The organism is Serratia sp. LACPHL-BACT-2024-00286 (assembly GCF_043109535.1).
GTDB lineage: Bacteria > Pseudomonadota > Gammaproteobacteria > Enterobacterales > Enterobacteriaceae > Serratia > Serratia sarumanii.
This window is the reverse complement of sequence record NZ_JBICNA010000001.1, coordinates 1,186,151-1,206,632: the sequence shown is the minus strand read 5'-3', so window position 1 is coordinate 1,206,632 and position 20,482 is coordinate 1,186,151. Positions and strand designations below refer to the sequence as shown.

Annotated in this window: 24 protein-coding genes; 9 read left to right on the top strand and 15 right to left on the bottom strand. The window is 60.6% G+C overall.

The genetic code is table 11. The annotated features are described in order from the left end of the window. Positions 1–2: 2 nt before the first annotated feature. The gene (gene phoP / locus ACF8MC_RS05730; RefSeq protein WP_033638204.1) at positions 3–674 is read right to left on the bottom strand and encodes a two-component system response regulator PhoP; all 672 of its coding nucleotides are present in this window, start codon (positions 672–674) and stop codon (positions 3–5) included. Positions 675–1,054: 380 nt separating this feature from the next. On the opposite strand from phoP, the gene ACF8MC_RS05725 reads away from it, so the two are divergent. Continuing rightward, a complete protein-coding gene (locus tag ACF8MC_RS05725) occupies positions 1,055–2,074 on the top strand; it encodes an ADP-ribosylglycohydrolase family protein (protein WP_060417649.1) in 1,020 nt (339 codons plus the stop codon). Positions 2,075–2,095: 21 nt separating this feature from the next. Here the strand turns inward: ACF8MC_RS05725 and ACF8MC_RS05720 are convergent, their stop codons facing one another. After that, on the bottom strand, positions 2,096–2,860 hold the full coding sequence (locus ACF8MC_RS05720) for a GntR family transcriptional regulator (protein ID WP_039566493.1): 765 nt from the start codon (positions 2,858–2,860) through the stop codon (positions 2,096–2,098). Positions 2,861–2,998: 138 nt separating this feature from the next. Here ACF8MC_RS05720 and ACF8MC_RS05715 point away from each other — a divergent pair, with 138 nt between their 5' ends. From ACF8MC_RS05715 to ACF8MC_RS05705, 3 genes are all read left to right on the top strand, one after another. After that, a complete protein-coding gene (locus ACF8MC_RS05715; protein ID WP_060457414.1) occupies positions 2,999–4,513 on the top strand; it encodes a PLP-dependent aminotransferase family protein in 1,515 nt (504 codons plus the stop codon). 115 nt (positions 4,514–4,628) lie between these two features. Further along, a complete protein-coding gene (locus ACF8MC_RS05710) occupies positions 4,629–5,081 on the top strand; it encodes a GNAT family N-acetyltransferase (RefSeq protein WP_164105089.1) in 453 nt (150 codons plus the stop codon). Positions 5,082–5,097: 16 nt separating this feature from the next. Continuing rightward, entirely contained in the window at positions 5,098–5,802 is a 705-nt protein-coding gene (locus ACF8MC_RS05705; RefSeq protein ID WP_033646373.1) for a GNAT family N-acetyltransferase, read from the top strand. A 51-nt stretch (positions 5,803–5,853) separates the two neighbouring features. On the opposite strand, the gene purB is transcribed toward ACF8MC_RS05705, so the two are convergent. Both purB and hflD read right to left on the bottom strand, forming a co-directional pair. Further along, on the bottom strand, positions 5,854–7,224 hold the full coding sequence (gene purB / locus ACF8MC_RS05700; protein WP_033638215.1) for an adenylosuccinate lyase: 1,371 nt from the start codon (positions 7,222–7,224) through the stop codon (positions 5,854–5,856). Between the two features lie 22 nt (positions 7,225–7,246). Then, the gene (hflD, locus tag ACF8MC_RS05695; RefSeq protein WP_033638217.1) at positions 7,247–7,873 is read right to left on the bottom strand and encodes a high frequency lysogenization protein HflD; all 627 of its coding nucleotides are present in this window, start codon (positions 7,871–7,873) and stop codon (positions 7,247–7,249) included. A gap of 323 nt (positions 7,874–8,196) precedes the next feature. Between hflD and kup the strand changes: the two genes are divergently transcribed. Beyond that, the gene (gene kup, locus ACF8MC_RS05690; protein ID WP_033646371.1) at positions 8,197–10,065 is read left to right on the top strand and encodes a low affinity potassium transporter Kup; all 1,869 of its coding nucleotides are present in this window, start codon (positions 8,197–8,199) and stop codon (positions 10,063–10,065) included. Positions 10,066–10,116: 51 nt separating this feature from the next. On the opposite strand, the gene mnmA is transcribed toward kup, so the two are convergent. The 4 genes from mnmA to rluE form a co-directional block, all read right to left on the bottom strand. Continuing rightward, a complete protein-coding gene (gene mnmA / locus ACF8MC_RS05685) occupies positions 10,117–11,217 on the bottom strand; it encodes a tRNA 2-thiouridine(34) synthase MnmA (protein ID WP_041034760.1) in 1,101 nt (366 codons plus the stop codon). A 106-nt stretch (positions 11,218–11,323) separates the two neighbouring features. Next, positions 11,324–11,770: an NUDIX hydrolase gene (locus tag ACF8MC_RS05680; RefSeq protein WP_164105090.1), complete on the bottom strand. Its 447-nt coding sequence runs from the start codon at positions 11,768–11,770 to the stop codon at positions 11,324–11,326. A 9-nt stretch (positions 11,771–11,779) separates the two neighbouring features. Next, positions 11,780–12,118 (bottom strand): lysozyme inhibitor LprI family protein, encoded by a 339-nt coding sequence (locus ACF8MC_RS05675; RefSeq protein ID WP_164105091.1) that lies wholly within the window; start codon positions 12,116–12,118, stop codon positions 11,780–11,782. Between the two features lie 22 nt (positions 12,119–12,140). Then, positions 12,141–12,767 (bottom strand): 23S rRNA pseudouridine(2457) synthase RluE, encoded by a 627-nt coding sequence (rluE, locus tag ACF8MC_RS05670; protein WP_041034765.1) that lies wholly within the window; start codon positions 12,765–12,767, stop codon positions 12,141–12,143. A 131-nt stretch (positions 12,768–12,898) separates the two neighbouring features. Between rluE and icd the strand changes: the two genes are divergently transcribed. Then, positions 12,899–14,152, top strand: coding sequence for an NADP-dependent isocitrate dehydrogenase (icd, locus tag ACF8MC_RS05665; protein WP_033638224.1), 1,254 nt, complete (start codon positions 12,899–12,901; stop codon positions 14,150–14,152). Between the two features lie 74 nt (positions 14,153–14,226). On the opposite strand, the gene uspF is transcribed toward icd, so the two are convergent. The 3 genes from uspF to ACF8MC_RS05650 form a co-directional block, all read right to left on the bottom strand. Further along, entirely contained in the window at positions 14,227–14,676 is a 450-nt protein-coding gene (gene uspF / locus ACF8MC_RS05660) for a universal stress protein UspF (protein WP_033638225.1), read from the bottom strand. 214 nt (positions 14,677–14,890) lie between these two features. Continuing rightward, positions 14,891–15,118 (bottom strand): YgdI/YgdR family lipoprotein, encoded by a 228-nt coding sequence (locus tag ACF8MC_RS05655; protein WP_033638226.1) that lies wholly within the window; start codon positions 15,116–15,118, stop codon positions 14,891–14,893. Between the two features lie 12 nt (positions 15,119–15,130). Beyond that, positions 15,131–15,364 carry a YgdI/YgdR family lipoprotein gene (locus ACF8MC_RS05650; protein ID WP_033638227.1) on the bottom strand — a complete coding sequence of 78 codons (234 nt, stop codon included), beginning with the start codon at positions 15,362–15,364 and terminating at the stop codon, positions 15,131–15,133. A gap of 346 nt (positions 15,365–15,710) precedes the next feature. Between ACF8MC_RS05650 and tolA the strand changes: the two genes are divergently transcribed. Further along, positions 15,711–16,154, top strand: a complete 444-nt coding sequence (tolA, locus tag ACF8MC_RS05645) for a cell envelope integrity protein TolA (RefSeq protein ID WP_033638229.1) — start codon at positions 15,711–15,713, stop codon at positions 16,152–16,154. Between the two features lie 149 nt (positions 16,155–16,303). On the opposite strand, the gene ACF8MC_RS05640 is transcribed toward tolA, so the two are convergent. Next, the gene (locus tag ACF8MC_RS05640) at positions 16,304–16,594 is read right to left on the bottom strand and encodes a hypothetical protein (protein WP_033638230.1); all 291 of its coding nucleotides are present in this window, start codon (positions 16,592–16,594) and stop codon (positions 16,304–16,306) included. A gap of 145 nt (positions 16,595–16,739) precedes the next feature. Between ACF8MC_RS05640 and ACF8MC_RS05635 the strand changes: the two genes are divergently transcribed. Beyond that, on the top strand, positions 16,740–17,159 hold the full coding sequence (locus ACF8MC_RS05635) for a GNAT family N-acetyltransferase (RefSeq protein ID WP_164105092.1): 420 nt from the start codon (positions 16,740–16,742) through the stop codon (positions 17,157–17,159). Here the strand turns inward: ACF8MC_RS05635 and ACF8MC_RS05630 are convergent. Next, a complete protein-coding gene (locus ACF8MC_RS05630; RefSeq protein WP_033638232.1) occupies positions 17,156–17,368 on the bottom strand; it encodes a hypothetical protein in 213 nt (70 codons plus the stop codon). The genes ACF8MC_RS05635 and ACF8MC_RS05630 overlap by 4 nt on opposite strands. Positions 17,369–17,459: 91 nt before the next feature. Continuing rightward, the gene (locus ACF8MC_RS05625) at positions 17,460–18,575 is read right to left on the bottom strand and encodes an AI-2E family transporter (RefSeq protein ID WP_033638233.1); all 1,116 of its coding nucleotides are present in this window, start codon (positions 18,573–18,575) and stop codon (positions 17,460–17,462) included. Between the two features lie 294 nt (positions 18,576–18,869). Here ACF8MC_RS05625 and ACF8MC_RS05620 point away from each other — a divergent pair, with 294 nt between their 5' ends. Further along, positions 18,870–19,007, top strand: coding sequence for a hypothetical protein (locus tag ACF8MC_RS05620; RefSeq protein WP_172904836.1), 138 nt, complete (start codon positions 18,870–18,872; stop codon positions 19,005–19,007). A 64-nt stretch (positions 19,008–19,071) separates the two neighbouring features. Here the strand turns inward: ACF8MC_RS05620 and ACF8MC_RS05615 are convergent, their stop codons facing one another. Further along, positions 19,072–20,283 carry a CynX/NimT family MFS transporter gene (locus ACF8MC_RS05615; protein ID WP_060452876.1) on the bottom strand — a complete coding sequence of 404 codons (1,212 nt, stop codon included), beginning with the start codon at positions 20,281–20,283 and terminating at the stop codon, positions 19,072–19,074. Positions 20,284–20,482 lie beyond the last annotated feature (199 nt).

Below are 20,482 nucleotides of genomic sequence, written 5' to 3'. Positions count from 1 at the left end.
GTTCACTTCGCGTCAAAACGATAGCCCTGGCCACGTACCGTGGTGATCACTTCATGCGGGTATTCCGCCTGCACTTTTTTACGCAAGCGGCCCATCAGCACGTCGATGGTGTGGCTTTCGCGCAGCTCGGCGTCCGGGTAGAGCTGCAGCATCAACGAATCCTTGCTCACCACCTTGCCGGCGTTGCGGATCAGGGTTTCGATGATGGTGTATTCAAAGGCGGTCAGCTTGATTTGCCGATCGTTGACGCTCAGCTCGCGGCGCGACAGATCGATCTGGAACGGCGGCAGCACGATCACCTGCGAAGCCAGGCCGCTATTGCGGCGCATCAGCGCCTGCATGCGGGCGATCACTTCTTCCAGGTGGAACGGCTTGGTGACATAGTCGTCGGCGCCGGCTTCCAGCACCGCCACTTTGTCCTGCCAGCTTTCGCGGGCGGTCAGCACCAGGATCGGCAGCTTGGCCTGGTGCGCGCGCCAGCGGCGGATCAGGCTCAGGCCGTCTTCACCCGGCAGGCCGAGATCGACGATGGCGATATCCGGCGCGTGCTCCTGCAGGAAATAATCGGCTTCCTTGGCGTCTTCGGCCGCGTCGACCTGATGGCCCATCTCGCGCATCTGAACGGAAAGGTGGTGGCGCAGCAGACCATTATCTTCAACAACCAGTACTCGCATGGCGAACTCCTGTGACTATGCGGGTGAACGTCCTGTCACCCACGCGATAAAAAGGGAACACGCTCTGCGGCGTGTCAGGGGATAACGCGGCCACCTGAACCATGTTGACAAAAAGTGCTGAGGCTATGGTAGGTATAACCCGCCCGGCTCGCAAGAGAGCCGAAGCAATGTATTAAAATAAGCGTTATCAATTTGTTCGCCGACATTATCGACAAGTTCTGATAAACGTCGGATAAACAGCGGCGGGGCGACGTTAAACGCAACTTAAACGCGCCGGGCATTGCCCGCGGAAAGAACGTGTGAGCCGGGGCGCTTGATAAGCTTTAAAGGTACTAATAAGGTATTATTGAGGCATCGGCACATTTTCTCAGGAGCGACGGATGAAGCAGTTAACCCAGGCGGAACGCATAGCGGGCGCACTTTACGGACAGATGCTGGGCGACGCACTCGGCATGCCTTCCGAGCTGTGGCCGCGCGAGCGGGTTAAGCGCCACTTCGGCTGGATAGACGGCTTTCTCGACGGGCCGGCGGAGAACACCGCCGCCTGTTATTTCAAGGCCGGGCAATATACCGACGATACCGCGATGGCATTGGCGTTGGCCGATGCGCTGGTGGAGGCGCAAGGCGAGGTGGTGCCGGAGCTGATCGCCCGCAACGTGATCCGCTGGGTGGACGGTTTTGACGCTTTCAACAAGAACATTCTCGGCCCCAGTTCCAAACTGGCGCTGAGCGAGCAGAAAGCGGGCACACCGATCGCCGAGTTGGAAAACAACGGCATCACCAACGGTGCGGCGATGCGCATTTCGCCTTTGGGCTGCGTGCTGCCTTCCGCGCCGCTGGAGGACTTCTGCCGACAGGTGTGGCTGGCCTGCAGCCCGACGCACAAATCCGACATCGCCGTCGCCGGTGCGGTGGCGATCGCCTGGGCCGTGGCGCGGGCGGTGGAAGGGGCTGACTGGGCCTCCATTCGCCTGGCGTTGCCGGGGGTGGCGGAGTATGCCCAGCGCCGGCAGGAGACGACGTTCAGCCCTTCGCTGGCGGCGCGCATCGAACTGGCGTTTCAGGTGGTGGATGAAGCCATCGGCACCGAGCAGGCCTCCGAGCGGGTGTATCAGCTGATCGGGGCCGGGGTGAGCACTATCGAGTCGGTGCCCGCAGCACTGGCGATGGTGCAGCTGGCGCAAACCGACCCTACCCGGTGCGCCGTGCTGTGCGCCAACCTGGGCGGCGATACCGACACCATCGGCGCGATGGCCACCGCGATTTGCGGCGCGCTGCACGGCGCCGAGGCGATTGAGCCGGGGCTGCTGGCGGAGTTAAAACGGGTGAATCCGCTGGATATCGGGGCTTATGTTCAGGCGTTCGCGCGTTTTCGCCGCCGCCGGCAGGGCGAGTCGTAAGCCGCCGCGTGACGCAACGGGTCAGCTTTCGCTGGTAAATTCGTACATGTCGCTGCGGCAGAAGCTTTCACTGTATTCGATCGGCTTTTTTTGGTGGTCGAACAGCGTCTGGCGCACGATCAGCAGCGGCATCGGCTCCGAGAGCCGCAGCGCCTGACGGATATCGTCGTCGGCCATCGCGGCGCTGACCTGGCTGCGCAGCGATCCCATCTCCACCTTATTGCGCCGGAAGTAATCGTACAGCGAGATGCCGATCTCGTCGACGTTGGCAATCGCCGCCGCCACCACGTAGGACACCGCCACCGACATTGGCCGCCGATCGATCAGGTGAATGCGTTTGAGTTGGTAGATCGGCGTTCCGGCCGCCAGCTGGAGCTTTTCAGCCAGCTCAGCGCCGGCGGGTATCCGTTCGCGGCTGATCCACTGTGTATCCGGCCGGCGCCCTTGCTGTATCACCTCGCGCGAGAATCCTTTGACGTCCGCCAATGAATAGAACAGCTTCGGCTCGGGCCGCTGCGGTTGGATAAAGGTGCCGTAGCCGCGCGAACGGCCGATGATGCCGTCCTGCTCGAGGCAGGCCAGCGCCTTGCGCACCGTGATGCGCGAGATGCCGAGCCGTTCGGTGAACAGGCGCTCGCTGGGCAAAAAATCCCCCGCATTCAGCAACCCCTGCTCGATGGCCTGGCGCACCGAGGCGTTGAAGCGCAAATACAGCGGCATCGCGCCCGCGCTGGCCAGATCCTGCTGCAGTTTGTCCAGCAGACGCTGGTTGGTCTCCTTGCTCATAGCCGACGGAAGTCCTGTAGCCGCAATGCGATGGCTTATTTAAGGGGATTTCGCCGGGCAGCGCAACTGCCGCCGCCGCTGGGAGGAAATGAGGTAGAGTAGTGCGTCGGCCCCTGAGCCTGGAGAAACAAATACCCCATGAGTGATACCCCACGACACGCGGACGACGCGGCGATCCTGGCCGCCTTCGCGCAGCAGCGGCGGCAAGGTCTGACCCGGCGTTCGGCGCTGCATCAGGCCCTGCTACAACTAATCGCCGCCGGAGAACTGCCCTGGCGGACGCAGCTGCCGCCGAGCCGTGCGTTGGCGGCCCGGCTGACGGTGGCGCGCGACACGGTGGAACAGACCTACGCGCGGCTGGAAGCGGAGGGGTTCATCAGCCGAACGGTGGGGCGCGGCAGCTTTGTGCGTTATCGCTGCGACACGCTGCTCGGCCGTGAACTGCTGGCGACGGCGGCGGGGCAAGAGGCGCGGCTGGCGGAGCGCGAGCTGAGCGATCGCGGCCGGGCGCTGCTGGCGGTCAGCCATACGCCGCACACCAGCCGCCAGGCTTCGCTGACGCCTTCGCTGGCGGACCTGCGGGCGTTTCCCATCGAGCAATGGCTGCAGCAGGAAAAGCAGGCGCTAAGGCGGCACGGCGAGCGGCTGTTGGGGTATGCCGATCCGCAAGGGTTGCCGGAGCTGCGCGCGGAGATCGCGCGCTATCTGCAGCGGGAGCGGGGCGTGAAGGCGACGGCGGAACAGGTGATCGTGGTGACCAGCTCTCAGCAGGCGTTGGCGCTGTGTACCCAGGTGCTGTTCGATCCCGGCGATGCGGTGTTCGTCGAAGAGCCGGGTTACCAAGGGGCGAAAAAGCTGGTGCAGTCGGCGGGGCTGCAGGCGCGGCCGATCGGTATCGACGAGCAGGGGCTGGACGTCGGGCAGTTGATGCAGGCCTCGGGCGGCGGACGGGGTGTTTACATCACGCCGTCCCATCACTACCCGCTGGGGTATTCGCTGAGCCTCGAGCGGCGGCTGGCGCTGCTGCAGTGGGCGCAGCGGCAGCGGGCCTGGATCATCGAAGACGACTACGACGCCGAGTTCAACTATGACCGGCAAACCAAGGCGGCATTGCAGGGGCTGGACAGCGGCGGGCGCACGCTGTACATCGGCACCTTCAGCAAGACGCTGTTTCCGGGGCTGCGCATCGGTTTCATGATTGCGCCGCCGCAGCTGGTGCGGCCATTGGTCGCCGCCAGGCAGTTTCAGGACGGCTACACGTCGGCGCTGGCGCAGATGACGCTGTTCCACTTCCTGCACGAGGGCGGCTACGCCGAGCATCTGCGCAATATGCGCACGTTGTACAAGGCGCGGTTGAACGTGCTGTACGACGTGGTGCATCGTCACCTGGCGGCCTGGACGCGCCCGGCGTTGCCGCAGGGCGGGCTGCAGTTGGTGTGCCCGTTGGCGGATGCGGCGACGGAGCGGCGGCTGGTGGCGGCGGCCGCCGAACGGGGGATTCGGCTGTACGGCCTGGCGGACTTCTACACCGGCACGCCGCAGCGCGGGGCGCTGGTGCTCGGCTTCTCGGCCTATACGCCGGATGAGATAGTGCGCTTTATCGCGACGCTGGCGCAGGTGTTCAACGCGCTGCCGGTGGCAAGCGACGGCTAAAATTGGTCTGCTCTGCGTTTCGTATTGGTCCGTATTGTACCGTCGCCGCGCGGTGTATTCTGCCGCTATCCGGTTATTTCCCCAATGGAAATAACATCTTACTCCGTGAGGCGCTATGAACCCATACAACCCTGAAGTGACTATCCGCAGAATCAATGGCGACGACAAAGCGCAATGGCTGGCGCTGTGGCAGGGCTATCTCGATTTTTACCGCGCCGATGTGGCGTCGCAGGTGACCGATCGCACCTTCGAACGCCTGGGGCAGGATGAACAGGTGTACGGGCTGGTGGCGCAGGATGCCGATGGCCGGCTGCTGGGGCTGATGAACCTGGTGTTCCACCCGTCCACCTGGAGCGCGGTCGGCTATTGTTATATCGAGGATCTCTATGTGTCGCCGCAGGCGCGCGGCCACAAGGTGTCGGAAAAGCTGTTCGAACAGGCGTATCGCTTGGCAGAGATGCGCGGCAGCGATCGGGTCTACTGGATGACCCAGGAGTACAACGCGCCGGCGCGTTCGCTGTACGACAAAATCGGCAGAAGAAGCTCGTTTATCGTTTATTCCCGTTAATCGCAGGAGGGCGTTTATGGCAATGAATCGTTATGGTCAGCCGGTTGGCGAACCGATGCCGGATTGGCAGCCGGCTCGCCGCCCCGGCGGCGCGACGCTCGGCGGGCGTTTCTGCTCGCTGGCGCCGCTCGAGCCGCAGCGGGATTACGCCGCGCTGTTCGAGGCGTTTCAGCTGGCGCCGGACGGCCGCGACTGGACCTATCTGTCCATCGAACGGCCCGATACGCCGGCGGCGATGTTGCAGCATCTGGAGACGCTGCAGGCCAACCCGGCGCTGGTTAATCTGACGGTGTTCGACGCCGCCAGCGATGCGCCGGTGGGCACGGTGGCGCTGATGCGCATCGACGAAGCCAACGGGGTGCTGGAGATCGGCCACGTCAGCTGGTCGCCGTTGATGAAACAGCGCTCCAGCGCCACCGAAGCCATCGCGCTGCTGCTGCGCTATGCCTTCGACACGCTGGGCTACCGCCGCTGCGAGTGGAAGTGCGACAGCCATAACGCGCCGTCCCGCCAGGCCGCGCTGCGCTTTGGCTTTCGCTACGAGGGCAACTTCCGCTTCGCGGTGATCGTCAAGGGGCGCAGCCGGGATACCGACTGGTTCGCCATCACCGCCGACCGCTGGCCGACGGTGCGGCAGGCGCTGGCGCGCTGGCTGAGTGCGGACAACTTCGATGCGCAGGGGCGGCAGATAGCCCGGCTGCAGGTGCTGCGCGGCGAATAGCAAAGAAAAAGGCGGCCCGCAGGCCGCCTTGTCGTTGTCAGGCTAAAGCGCTTATTTCAGCTCGTCGACCATGGTGGTGGCGCGGCCGATGTAGTTGGCCGGGGTCATCGCCTTCAGACGGGTTTTCTCTTCTTCCGGCAGCGCCAGGCCATCGATGAACGCCTGCATGCCGGCGGCATCCACGCGCTTGCCGCGGGTCAGCTCTTTCAGCTTCTCGTAAGGCTTCTCGATGCCGTAGCGGCGCATCACGGTCTGGATCGGCTCGGCCAGCACTTCCCAGTTGTGATCCAGTTCGTCCAGCAGGTGCGCCTGGTTCACTTCCAACTTGCTGATGCCTTTCAGGGTGGCCTGATAGGCGATCAGCGCGTAGCCCAGGCCTACGCCCAGATTACGCAGCACGGTGGAGTCGGTCAGGTCGCGCTGCCAGCGGGACACCGGCAGTTTGCCCGCCAGGTGGCCCAGCACGGCGTTGGCCAGGCCCAGGTTGCCTTCGGAGTTTTCGAAGTCGATCGGGTTGACCTTGTGCGGCATGGTGGAAGAACCGATTTCGCCGGCGATAGTCTTCTGCTTGAAGTGGTTCAGGGCGATGTAGCCCCAGATGTCGCGGTCGAAGTCGATCAGAATGGTGTTGAAACGCGCTACGCAGTCGAACAGCTCGGCGATGTAGTCATGCGGCTCGATCTGGGTGGTGTACGGGTTCCAGGTGATGCCGAGCGAGGTCACGAACGCTTCGCTGAACTGATGCCAGTCCACTTCCGGGTAAGCGACGATGTGGGCGTTGTAGTTGCCGACCGCGCCGTTGATTTTACCCATGATCTCCACGCGCTCCAGCTGGCGGTACTGGCGCTCCATGCGGTAAGCCACGTTGGCGAACTCTTTGCCGACGGTCGACGGGGTCGCCGGCTGGCCGTGGGTGCGCGACAGCAGCGGAATATCGCGGTATTCCAGCGCCAGCCCTTTCAGCGCATCAATGATCTTGCGCCAGTAAGGCAGCACCACGTCCTGACGGGCGCTTTGCAGCATCAGCGCATGCGACAGGTTGTTGATGTCTTCGGAGGTGCAGGCGAAGTGGATGAACTCGGACACCGCGTGCAGCGCAGGCACCGCCGCCACTTTTTCCTTCAGGAAATACTCGACCGCTTTCACGTCGTGGTTGGTGGTGCGCTCGATGGTTTTGATGCGCTGAGCGTCTTCTTCATTGAATTCCGCGACGATTTTGTCGAGGAAAGCGTTTGCGTCGGCGTCAAAAGCGGGAACTTCCTTGATTTCTGCGCAGGCCGCCAGTTTTTGCAGCCAACGTACTTCAACCTGTACGCGGAATTTCAGCAGACCGTATTCGCTGAAAATGGGGCGCAGTGCGCTGACTTTATCACCGTAGCGTCCATCAACGGGGGAAACGGCGGTCAGTGAGGATAATTCCATCGGTAGCAACTCCTGGGATCGATTAACAATGAGCAACGATATTTTGCGCCTGTTTGAACAGACGATTACGGGAAAACATTAACTGCAGGCGGCTGCCGCCGACCTGTTGCCACAGCACGGCGGCGCGAATGCCGGCCAGCAGCGTGGCGCGAACCTTGGCCTGCACCTGCGGGTTCTGCAAGATAGCCGGCGAGCCGGTCACCTGGATGCGCGGCCCGAGCGGGCTGACCACGTCGACGTAAATGCCGGCCAGCGCGCTGATGATGGTGTCCGACTCAAGATCGAAGTGCGCCAGCTGGCGTTCGAGCTGGCTGAGGCGTTCACCGAGCGTGTTCATCGCCTGTTTGTTGGCGTTGAGCTTGCGCTCCAGCACCATCAGGCTGATGGTGTAGCGGGTCAGTTCCGCGCCCGGCCCTTTGTTGTTGGCGTTAAGCACGCCCATCAGGGTTTCGAGGCCGACCATCAAATTGCGTTCTTCACCGCCGAACACCGCCAGCGTGGAGGGCGGGTCCATCTGCAGCAGGCTTTTCAGCGAGGTCTGAAAGGCTTCGCGGTTGCATTGCCCTTCATGGGCCAGCTGCTGAACCAAACGCGCCGACTGGCTGATACCCGCCATGGCCAGCGTGATGTCATAATAATTCTTCGCCACGATTACTCCTGTAAACGCTGTGAACGGTACATGGCTTACTGCATAAGGTTGTGTGTATCGCAGGGGTAACGGCGGCGGCCGCGAACGGTAACGAACGGGCGTGGCTGTAACAACGATGACAACGAATGCCGCGGATCATGCCACAAAATCGAGGCTAAACCCAGCGTCTAATACGCCCGAGACGAGGCGGAGGCGCCGTACGGCGCAGAACTGCGCAGACAGGCGGCGAAAATCGCCGGCGCGAGCTTATTGTTACGGCGGCAAATAAAGTGCGGCGGCTGCATCTATACTGCCAACGTGAGCCCTCAAATAAAGATCTTCATATGCACGTAAAAAACAAGCAGCCGCTGCCGGCGGTAACGCTGGCGGCCATCGGCGTGGTGTACGGCGATATCGGCACCAGCCCGCTGTATACCCTGCGCGAATGCCTGACGGCGGAGGAGGGCATCACCATGACGCCGGCCTCAATCTACGGCTTTTTGTCGCTGATTTTCTGGCTGCTGACGCTGGTGGTGTCCATTAAATACATTTGTTTCGTGATGCGCGCCGACAACGACGGCGAGGGCGGGATCCTGACACTGATGTCGCTGGCGATCCGCAGGCTGGATGCGCGCTGGGTGCCGGCGGCGGTGCTGATCGGGCTGGTGGGCGGCAGCTTCTTTTACGGCGACGGGGTGATCACCCCGGCCATTTCGGTGCTTTCGGCCATCGAGGGGCTGCAGATTATCGCCCCCGAACTGGACAGCTTTATCGTGCCGCTGTCGCTGCTGGTGCTGACCGCGTTGTTCGCGATACAAAAGCGCGGCACCGGCAGCGTCGGTAAACTGTTCGCCCCGGCGATGGTTATCTGGTTCCTGACGCTCGCGCTGCTGGGCATCGGCGGCATTCTGCAGCACCCTGGCGTGCTGCGGGCGCTGAACCCTTACTGGGCGGTGAATTTCTTCCTCGAATACAAGACGGTGTCGTTTTTTGCGCTGGGCATGGTGGTGCTGTCGGTCACCGGCGCCGAAGCGCTGTACGCCGATATGGGCCACTTCGGTAAAAAGCCGATCCGTCTGGCGTGGTTTACGCTGGTGGCGCCGGCGCTGGTGCTGAACTACTTCGGCCAGGGGGCGCTGCTGCTGACCAATCCGGCGGCGATCAACAACCCGTTCTTCCTGCTGGCGCCGACCTGGGCGCTGATCCCGCTGCTGGTGATCGCCACGCTGGCGACGGTGATCGCCTCGCAGGCGGTAATCTCCGGCGTGTTCTCGCTGACGCGTCAGGCGGTGCGGCTGGGCTACCTGCCGCCGATGCGCATCATCTATACCTCCGATCAGGAGTCCGGGCAGATCTACATTCCGGTGGTGAACTGGTTGCTGTTCGCAGCGGTGCTGATCGTGATTATCAGTTTCAAACACTCCAGCAACCTGGCCTCGGCTTACGGCATCGTGGTGACCGGCACCATGCTGCTGTCGTCGATTTTGCTGAGCATCGTGGCGGTGAAAAACTGGGGCTGGCCGCGCGCGCTGGGCGGGCTGATGCTGGTTGTCATGCTGTGCATCGACGTACCGCTGTTCGGCGCCAACCTGATCAAACTGGCGACCGGCGGCTGGCTGCCGGTGGTGCTGGGGCTGATGATTCTGCTGATCATGCTGACCTGGAAGACCGAGCGTTCACGTCTGATCCGCCGGCTGCGCGACAACCAGGAGGGGCTGAGCGCGCTGATCGAGTCGCTGGAGGAGGCGCCGCCGAAGCGGGTGCCGGGCACCGCGGTGTTTATGGAGCGCACGCCGCACGCGGTGCCGCTGGTGCTGTTGCATAACCTGAAGCACAACAAGGTGCTGCATGAGCGCGTGGTGCTGCTGACCATCGTCACCACCGACATGCCGTACGTGCATAACGTGCAGCGGGTGGCGATCGAACAGCTGTCGGCGAGTTTCTGGCGGGTGGTGGCGAGCTACGGTTGGCGCGAGACGCCCAACGTCACGGACATCCTTTACCGCTGCGGGCTGGAGGGGATGAGCTTCACCATGAACGAGACCTCGTTCTTTATGTCGCGCGATACGCTGGTGCTGGGCAAGCGGCCCTGGTATTTGCGCGTGCGCGGCAAGGTGTTCCAGCTGTTGCAGCGCAATGCGCTGCGCGCGCCGGATCTGTTCGAAATCCCGCCGAATCGGGTGATCGAACTGGGGGCGCAGGTGGAATTTTGATTAAAAAAAACGCTGCGATAAACGCAGCGTTTTTCTTGGACGGCAGGCGAATTACGCCAGGCGCTGTTCGATGATGCCGCCGCCGAGGCAGATTTCGCCCTGGTAGAACACCGCCGACTGGCCGGGGGTGACGGCGGAGACCGGCTCGTCGAAACGCACTTCGATGCGTTCGCTGTCGAGCGGGGTCACGGTGCAAGGGATATCCTGCTGGCGATAGCGGGTCTTCACCGTGCAGCGGAACGGGCCGCTCAGCGGCAGGCGATCCACCCAGTGCAGCTGCTGCGCGATAAGGCCGGTAGACATCAGGCGCGGGTGATCGTGCCCCTGCGCGACCACCAGCACGTTGTTGGCCACGTCTTTATCGACCACGTACCACGGATCTTCGCTGCTGTCTTTCAGGCCGCCGATGCCCAGCCCTTTGCGCTGGCCCAGGGTGTGATACATCAGGCCCTGGTGCTCGCCGACGGTCTGGCCGTCAACGCTGACGATCGGGCCCGGCTGCGCCGGCAGGTAGCGGCCGAGGAAGTCGCGGAACTTGCGCTCGCCGATAAAGCAGATGCCGGTAGAATCTTTCTTCTTGGCGGTGACCAGATCCAGCTGCTCGGCGATGCGGCGCACCTCCGGCTTCTCCAGCTCGCCGACCGGGAATAGGCTTTGCGCCACCTGCTCGTGGCTCAGGGTGTAGAGGAAGTAGCTCTGATCTTTGTTGCCGTCGACGCCACGCAGCAGGCGGCTCTTGCCGTCCACGTCCTGGCGGCGCACGTAGTGGCCGGTGGCGATAAAATCGGCCCCCAGATCTTCGGCGGCGAACTCCAGGAAGGCTTTGAATTTGATCTCTTTATTGCACAGGATGTCCGGGTTCGGCGTGCGGCCGGCCTTGTACTCTTCCAGGAACAGCTCAAACACGTTGTCCCAGTATTCCGCCGCAAAGTTCACCGTGTGCAGTTCGATGCCCAGCTTGTCGCAGACCGCTTGCGCGTCGGCCAGATCGGTCGCGGCGGAGCAGTACTCTTCGTCGTCGTCTTCTTCCCAGTTCTTCATAAACAGCCCAGCGACCTGATAGCCCTGTTGCTGTAACAGATAGGCGGTAACGGAAGAGTCGACGCCGCCGGACATACCGACGATTACTTTTTTCTGGCTGTTGTCTGACATGGGGATCTCACGAACTTGAACACGAACCGTGCTGATAAAAACAAGCGCAGGATTTTACCACGTTGGCCGCGCCGGCGCACTGTTCATCTTGTGCTGCCCGGCGCCCTTAAAACGGCCAGGCGAAGCTGCCGACCAGCGACAGCGGGTAGCGCTCCGGCTGCTGGTAGCTGCGAATGCTCTCCGCCACCAGCGCGGAACGCAGGTTGGGCGCCTGCAGAATCTCGTCGGCGCTCAGCCACAGGCAGCGATCGATGTCGTTGTCGTGCGGCTCGGTCGGCAGCGGCTGTTCCAGCTCGATAACGAAGCAAAAACGCAGGAACGGCGTGCGATCCGGCGCGATCCACTGGTGCATGCGCAGGAACGCCTGCGGCGCGGCGCGGATGCCGGTCTCTTCCCACAGCTCGCGCTCGGCGGCCTGCACCAGCGTCTCGTCGGCCTCCAGGTGGCCGGCCGGCTGGTTCCACAGCGCTTTGCCGTTGATGGTCTCTTCGACCACTAAAAATTTGCCGGCGGCGTGCACCACGCAGGCCACGGTGACGTGCGGTTTGAACATGCGCTCTCCTTACAGCGGTTTGTCGATGCGCCGATAGATGTCGTCCAGCTCGGCGATGCGGGTGCGATAGCTTTTGAGCAGGCAGGCGGTATCGCCGCCGCACCGCTGGCGTTTTGCCAGCCAGTCCTGCTGGCTGTCCTGCATCGCGCCGCGCGCGCCCATGGCGAACAGGCCGCGCAGGAATTGGTATTTTGTGGCCATTTGCACGTCCAGATCGTTCAGCGTGCGGTCGGCGCAGATGGCGCGTTCATCTCTGCCTGCCGCCTTGGCGCAGTCGAAGCTGGCGGCCTGGGCGGCGAGCGGGGCCGCCAGAGCGGCGAGCAGCAGCGCGATCGGCGTGTATTTCATGGCGCCTCCATCAGTTATCGGTCTACAGGGAATCGATGGTTTTCCATTCACCAGGTTGCAGTGAACCCAGCGAAAGATTACCCATACTGTAGCGAATCAGGCGCAGGGTAGGGAACCCGATATGCGCCGTCATGCGACGCACCTGGCGGTTTCGCCCTTCATACAGGGTGATTTTCAGCCAGCAAGTGGGGATGGATTTACGTTCGCGGATCGGCGGGTTGCGTGGCCACAGCCACTGCGGCTCGGCCACCAACTCTACCCCGGCGGGCAGCGTGGGGCCGTCTTTCAGCGTGACGCCGCTGCGCAGCGGCGCCAGATCGCTCTCCTGCGGCGCGCCCTCGACCTGCACATAATAGATTTTGCCGGTGCGCTTGCCCGGCTGGGTGAGCTGCGCCTGCAACTGGCCGTCGTTGGTCAGCACCAGCAGCCCTTCGCTGTCGCGATCCAGACGCCCGGCGGCGTAAACGTCGGGGAAGGGGATGTACTCTTTCAGCGTGGCGCGGCCGGCTTCGTCGGTGAACTGCGGCAGCACGTCGAAGGGCTTGTTGAATAACACAATTCGGCGCGGCCCCTTCGGCGCGGCGGGTTTAGCGGCATTCGGCTTGCTGAATCGTTTAACTTTGTGATTTCTAACAGAGAATTTTTTCATAACGGTTGAGATTACGGATGATAAGCGCATTATAACCGAATCCGTTTCGGATTGGCGCGGACCGAATATTCAAGTAGTATCTACACGCATCTTACAAAGCATTAACAAAATTGCGCTTGAAGGAGAGGTTGATGGAAAGCAAAGTAGTTGTTCCGGCAGAAGGTAAAAAAATCACGGTTGACGCCCAGGGTAAACTGGTTGTTCCTCATAACCCGATCATCCCGTTCATCGAAGGCGACGGCATCGGCGTTGACGTGACTCCTGCCATGATCCACGTGGTTGATGCGGCCGTTAAAAAGGCTTACCACGGCGAACGTAAAATCTCCTGGATGGAAATCTACACCGGCGAAAAATCTACCCACGTTTACGGTAAAGACGTGTGGCTGCCGGACGAAACTCTGGACCTGATCCGCGACTACCGCGTCGCCATCAAAGGCCCCCTGACCACCCCGGTCGGCGGCGGCATCCGTTCTCTGAACGTGGCCCTGCGCCAGCAGCTGGACCTGTATGTGTGCCTGCGCCCGGTGCGTTACTACCAGGGCACCCCAAGCCCGGTGAAACAGCCTGAGTTGACCGACATGGTGATCTTCCGTGAAAACGCCGAAGACATCTACGCCGGCATCGAGTGGAAAGCCGGCTCCGCCGAAGCGGACAAAGTGATCAAATTCCTGCGCGACGAAATGGGCGTGAAGAAAATCCGCTTCCCAGAGCAGTGCGGTATCGGCGTGAAGCCATGCTCCGAAGAAGGGACCAAGCGTCTGGTGCGTGCGGCGATCGAATACGCCATCACCAACGACCGCGACTCTGTGACCCTGGTTCACAAAGGCAACATCATGAAGTTCACCGAAGGTGCCTTCAAGGATTGGGGCTATGAGCTGGCGCGCGAAGAATTCGGCGGCGAGCTGATTGACGGCGGCCCATGGCTGAAAATCAAGAACCCGAACACCGGCAAAGAGATCGTAGTTAAAGACGTGATCGCCGACGCCTTCCTGCAGCAGATCCTGCTGCGCCCGGCGGAATACGACGTGATCGCCTGTATGAACCTGAACGGTGACTACATCTCCGACGCCCTGGCGGCCCAGGTCGGCGGCATCGGCATCGCACCGGGCGCCAACATCGGCTCCGACTGCGCGCTGTTCGAAGCGACTCACGGCACCGCGCCGAAGTACGCCGGCCAGGACAAAGTGAACCCAGGCTCCATCATCCTGTCCGCAGAGATGATGCTGCGCCACATGGGCTGGTTCGAAGCGGCTGACCTGATTGTTAAGGGCATGGAAGGCGCCATCGCCGCCAAGACCGTGACCTACGACTTCGAACGCCTGATGGAAGGCGCTAAGCTGCTGAAATGTTCAGAGTTTGGCGACGCTATCGTAGAGCACATGTAAGTGTGTTTGGCGCTTGAATGAGAGCGGGAGCCTTAGGGCTCCCGTTTTTTTATTGTTCAAATGGGCATGGGATATCAAGTATTGGCCGATTCGCGCACCACCAGCACCGGGCAATTGGCGTGGCGCACGACGGCGGTGGCATTGGAGCCGAGGAGGTAAGTGATCGCAGAAGGGCGGTTGGACCCCATCACAATAATCTCTGCGTTAAGCGCATCAGCGAGTTCCAGGATCTGATCTTTAGGATCGCCGACGGCCACATGCGTGGTCACTCTATCTTCAGGCACGCTGAATTCTTTTGCCGCTTTCGCCAACCCTTCGGTCGCTACCGCAATGATTTCGTCTTTGGTTTCTATCGCCGCGGTGGCGGCAAAGCCGAAAGCGGCGTAGGTGGCGCGTGACGGGATCACCGCCAGGAAATGGACGTGGGAGTCTTCGAGCCTGGCGAGCGCGTTGACATGTGGGATGACCTGCTGCGTTAATTCCGGCTCGGTAATATCGACTGGAACCAAGATAGTTTTATACATACTCCCTCCTTATCATTATCAAATAACTCCACTTCTTGGATTATAGCTGTTCGACGCAGGGAAAGGAGAGATCCGTATGGCAAACCCGGTAACGTTGGCGCTGAAATGTCAGGTGTTCGACGTTATCGTTAAATGCAGGCAAATACGCCGGGTTTTAGAGTAGAAAGGGAGCCATTGGCTCCCTTGGTGTTAGCTGGCTGAGATTATCGGAACCTTAATGAGGGATCTCTGAAACCTCTTTGACTTCCGTCTTGTTGATTTGCTGTTTAACGCCATTGGCGTCGGTATAACCGAGCAACCCGGCAGAAGTTTCTTTCGGCTTGCCGTCACTGATGAGCGTTCGACCGTCGTGGGTATGGATGGCGTAGCTGGTGCGTGTGCAGCCTGACAGTGCGGCGATGGCAACCAGGGCGATCGCGGGAAGAACAAGCGTTTTTTTCATTTGAAGCTCCTTTTAGTTATCCAACTCACTCATGTTTGCAATCTGGTCTCGATTGATCTGTTCCGTTTTGCCCGTTTCAGCGTTTCGATAGGAGACTAACCCGGTATCTGTATCGACCTGAGGTTTGCCGTCGGTGACAATGGTCTTGCCATCCGTTGTTTTGATCGCCTGATTGGAAGCGCAGCCCGCAATGAACATCACCGTAGTTGCAGCAAGAAGTGCGGCAAAGAGTCGTTTGCTTTTCATACCTACCATCCTGGTTACTTAAACGAATTTAATATCAGGAAAATAAGTATAGGCAGATTTTCCAGATTGCCAGGGTTGAAAGTGCTTATGGTGGGATAAAAAAGTAAGAATAACTTAATTTATTGATGGGGTGATTACCCATTCGGGAGATGTCGATAGGTCAGGTGGCTCAGGCGTACGGCCCGGTGAGGGGGTTAGGGTTTCATATCATCATCTACTCACGATTTTCCGCGTGCCAGTGCGTGATGTCATTGGTGGTTTGGCGTTAATTCTGTATAAGTATTCACCGGGGATCTTTTCGAATACAACGTTGATTCGGCTGATAATCATCCATAAGGAAAGGGATATGAAAATAACGCATTCAGGCTATAGCACCGGCGCCGCCACATTATTGGCGGCGATGCTCGCTCTGACATTAACAGGGTGTGCCAAGAGCACTGGCCCCAGCCAAAACGATCCGGCGAATAAAGGGGTCGATGATCTTTTCGCCAACCTTGGTGAACCAAAGACGCCTGTGCCGGGAAAAGAGAAAGAACAGTATTTTGCCCAGTTGCAGGCCGCGATTCAAAGCCATTTGAAAGATGCCGAAGCCTACTCAGGCAGAAGTTGTACATTGCGCATCAAGCTGGCGCCGGATGGTCTGCTGATCAGCGTTCGGGCTGAACAAGGGGAGCCGCAACTTTGCCAGGCCGCGATAAAGGCAATCGTCAATGCGCGTTTGCCTAAGCCGCCAACGGCCGCGGTTTACGAAGCGGTCAACAACGGCACGTTGGAGTTTCGGCCGATATGAAAGTAAAGGGCGGCAACTGCGATGCCAGATAATTAGACCAAAAGTCGCAGGCCGTACTTTCATGCGGCCTGTGAGTATTGGGTTGTGCAATATTTCGTATAGCGTTTCCTAATGTTGAATCCAGTCTTCACGGCATATGTTGCCAATACCTACCGATACATCATTGCGCTCACGCGCTCGCTTCGATCTTTAAAACCGTTGCTGCGCATCGTGACCACGTAATAGCGGTAGTGGTGTTTCTGCGCGTACTCGCGCACCAGCTCTTCGGCAAACAGGCCGCTGAAGGTGACGGTGGTGACGAACGTCAGCCCCTTCACTTCGTAGGTGCTGATCTCTTGCGGGGTGCCAATATACGGCGGCGGGAACACGGTTTTGTGGAACTGGCAGCCCGCCAGCAGCAGGGTAAACAACAGGGCGGCGGAGATTTGCGGGATTCTCATCGGGAAATGTTTTCCTTCCTTGGCGTGTTTTTAGTAACTCTATAATAGGATTACAAAATTTGGCGGGGATGTAAAAATTATCCCGCTTCGGTTGCCGTTTCGTTGAAGCGGCACCGCCGTCATCCATACGAATGAGGGGTTAAATATGCTTGTGCGCCTTGCTGCTGAAACCGATGCCGCAGCCCTGATCGCCCTGGACAGCGTTGCTCAGAATGCGCCGCAGCGTGCGGCGCAAATCCGCGCCTGGTGCGCACAGAGTGTCTGCTATCTTGCCGAAGAACGGGGCATGGCGATGGGCTACGGTGTGCTGCACTATCACTTCTTCGGCTGCGGCTTTGTCGAGATGCTGATGGTTGGCGAGCGCTATCGCCGCCGGGGCGTCGGGCAGGCGCTGATTGCGGCGTTGAAGTCCCACTGTCGGCACCCGAAGCTGTTCACCTCCACCAATCGCTCCAACCTGCCGATGCAGCGACTGCTGCTGAACGCCGGCTTTGTCGCCAGCGGCCAGATTGACAATCTCGATGACGGCGATCCGGAGCAGGTCTTTTTTATCCCGGCGCGCTAATACAGCCGGACATCGACCGCCTGCTGTTGCAGCCAGGTGCTGACGTAGCCATAAGCGGCATAGAAGGCCAGCAGCGCGAAGAGCAGCACGGAAAGCGAGGCCAAAAACTTGACGTCGCCGTGCTTTGACAGCTGATAAGCGCAATAGAGAAAGGCCATCAGGCACAGCAGAGTGAAGGCGATAGCCAGCGTGGCGTAAAAAATAAGCATAACGAAACCCGTTCTTCCTTGTAAGCGCGGCAAGGATACCACAGACAAAAAAGGGCCCAATTGGGCCCCTGCGTGATTCGCTGCGAGAGGATTACTCCGCCGCGTCGGGATGGTTCTTGCCTTCCTCGATGAATTCTTCGTCGATCTCTTCGATGTTCTCCTCGCTGTCGCGGCCGGACAGGATGTTCCAGCAGGCGATGAACAGCGCGGCGATCAAAGGGCCGATGACGAAGCCGTTGATGCCGTAGATCTCCATGCCGCCCAGGGTGGAGATCAGGATCAGGTAGTCCGGCATTTTGGTGTCTTTGCCCACCAGCAGCGGGCGCAGGATGTTGTCCACCAGGCCGATCACCACCACGAAGAACACCACCAGGAAAATGGCTTTCCATAGCATGCCGGTGGCGAAGAAGTAGATCACCGCCGGCACCCAGATGATGGCGGAGCCCACGGCCGGGATGATCGACAGGAACGCCATCAGCGCGCCCCACAGCAGGCTGCCGTCGATGCCGGTAAAGTAAAATGCCAGCCCGCCGAGCGCACCTTGCACCACGGCGACCACCACCGTGCCCTTGACGGTGGCGCGGGAGACGGCGGCGAACTTCACGAACAGGTGGTGCTTCACGTGCTGGGAGAGCGGCAGCGCTTCGAGCGCCAGGTTTACCAGATAGGGGCCGTCTTTCAGCAGGAAGAACAGCAGGTAGAGCATCACGCCGAAGCCGACGACGAAGTTGAAGGTGCCCTTGCCGATCAGGAAGACGCTGCCCGCCAGATATTGCCCGCCCTTGAGCGCCACCTCGGAAAGCTGCTTTTGTATCTCGGCGGCGCTGTTGAGGTTATGTTCCGCCAGGAAGCGCTGCGCCCAACCGGGCAGGTGGCGCATAAAGTCCGCCAGCATGGTCGGCAACTGGCTGTTGTTGGTCTGCAGCTTGGTGTAGATCACGTTGAATTCCATCGCCAGCGACGAGGCGATGATCGCCAACGGCGTGAACACGATCAGGCAGATCAGCGCCACCGTCAGCAGCGACACCACGCCGTTGCGTTCGCCGACGTACTGCTTCAGTTTCTTTTTTACCGGATGGAAAATCACCGCCAGAATGACCGCCCACAGCACCGAGGAGTAGTAAGGCCCCAGCACGTCGAGAAAGGCGGCGGTAACGATGAACAGGATCAGAATAAAGAATCCCTTGGAAATGCCTTTAGACATCATAGTCGTCCCTCAAAAGATGAATTTTCAGCATAGATGAACTGAATGAAAACAACACTATCATCACCTTTACTTAACCGGTAGGGGATTTTTAGTGGCGTATTCCATAGGGTTATTAAGGGCAAGGCGGGCGCCCCAGGGTGAACAGGCGGCGGCGTGAGAAAAGAAAGAGGGCTAAATAATTAACAAAATTTATCGATTGTGTTTCATTTTGTGAGCCGCGCTTGCCGCCTGCGCCAGGCTTTCCTAGTGTTGATGAGGGCGGCCGTTCGCCCGATACCACGAAGGAGTATGCAAATGACTGAACACAAACGACTCGGCGTCATCGAGAAGGCGCTACTGATCGCCTTTGCTGGCCTGCTGGTGTATTTCGCGGCCACCGGCGCCTTGTCATTGTCAGGTCTCGATCATCATTGGCCTTATCCTTCGCGATAGGCAGGCACCTGCACCAGGGAAAATTCAGCACCGCTTATAACAAACAGAACCACCTTTCTGCTTATCACCCCGCCTTATGCCGCCGGCTGAGAAAAGCCAGCGCCAACAGCGCCCCTGACACGGCCGCCGCCAGCACCAGCCAGGCCGGGGCCGCCCAACCGGCCGCGGCCACGATGGCGCTCAGCGCAACCGGGCCGATCACCTGGCCGAGATAGTTCCCCTGCATCACCAGCCCCAGGCTCAGCGGCAGCAGCGTCGGTTCCGGCGTCGCCGCCGGCGTGGCGGCCAGAATGGTGGCGGGCAGCATGCCGGCGATGGCGCAGAACAGGAAACACAGCGGGATCAGCAGGGCGTTGGGCGTTATCGGCAAGAAAATGCCGATGCCGAAGACGCCGATGATCAGGCTGGTGGCCGCGAGCAGGCTACCGGCGCGCAGACCGCGCGACAGCAAGAGCCCGGCGGCGAGGTTGCCGATGATGTTCGCCGCCACCGCCGCCGCGCTGATACCGCCGGCGGCCGCCAGCGTCAGGCCTATGCGCTGCATCAGGAAAATCGGCAGGAAGGTCATCACCGAGAAAAATTGCAGGTTGTAGGTGGCGAACATCAGCGCCAGCAACAGCGGTCGGCGCGCCCGCAGCAGGGCGCCCAGCGCTTGCCGCAGCGGCAAGGACGGCGCGTGCGCCTCGGCGGTGCGGCGGGACGTGGTCAGCGGCAGCAGCAGGGCGGCCAGCAGCGTCAGCGCCGCACCGGCCTGCCAACTCTGCTGCCAGCCGGCGAGATGGGGGCCGAAAAACAGCGAAATGGCGATGCCCGCCGGCATGAAGGTGCTCCAGATGCCGAACACCAGGCTGCGCTGCGCCGGGGCGACGATGCGGTTCAGCACCGCCGGCGAGGCGACCACCACGATCACGAAGCCGAGGCCTTCGACAAAGCGGCTGACGATCAACCCGCTGAAGTCGTGCAGTGCGGCGCCGGTAAAGCTGGCGGCGCTGATGATCAGCAGCCCGAGCGCCAGCAGCCGCCGGTCGCCCCAGCGGCGCACCAGCAGCCCGGCGGCGATGCCGCCGAACACCCCGACGAAGGGAAAGGCCGAAATAACCCAGCTCAGCGCTTCGAGCGAACGGCCGAACTCGGCCTCCAGCGCCGGCAGCGCGATGGTGGCCTTGCCCACGTGCAGCGCCGCGGCGATGCCGGCGAACAGCACGTTGATGACGGCTAGCCAGGGCGTGGCAGCGGGGAGAACGCGGTCGATGGCGTCCGGTTTAATCGCGGTCATAACACTCTCCAGTGGCGGTAACGCCATCACTATGTGCTCTTGCAACGGCTGAGGTCGTTCAAATGCTGCGCTATCACGTGGGGAAATTATTCATTTCGAGCTTTATTGAGCGCCTTCGTTGTTTGGTTCGCCAGCGTGCCGCCCGGCGTGGACGCTGATCCCCCTGCAGCGGTTTACTGTTCCGGCACGCAGCAGGCGT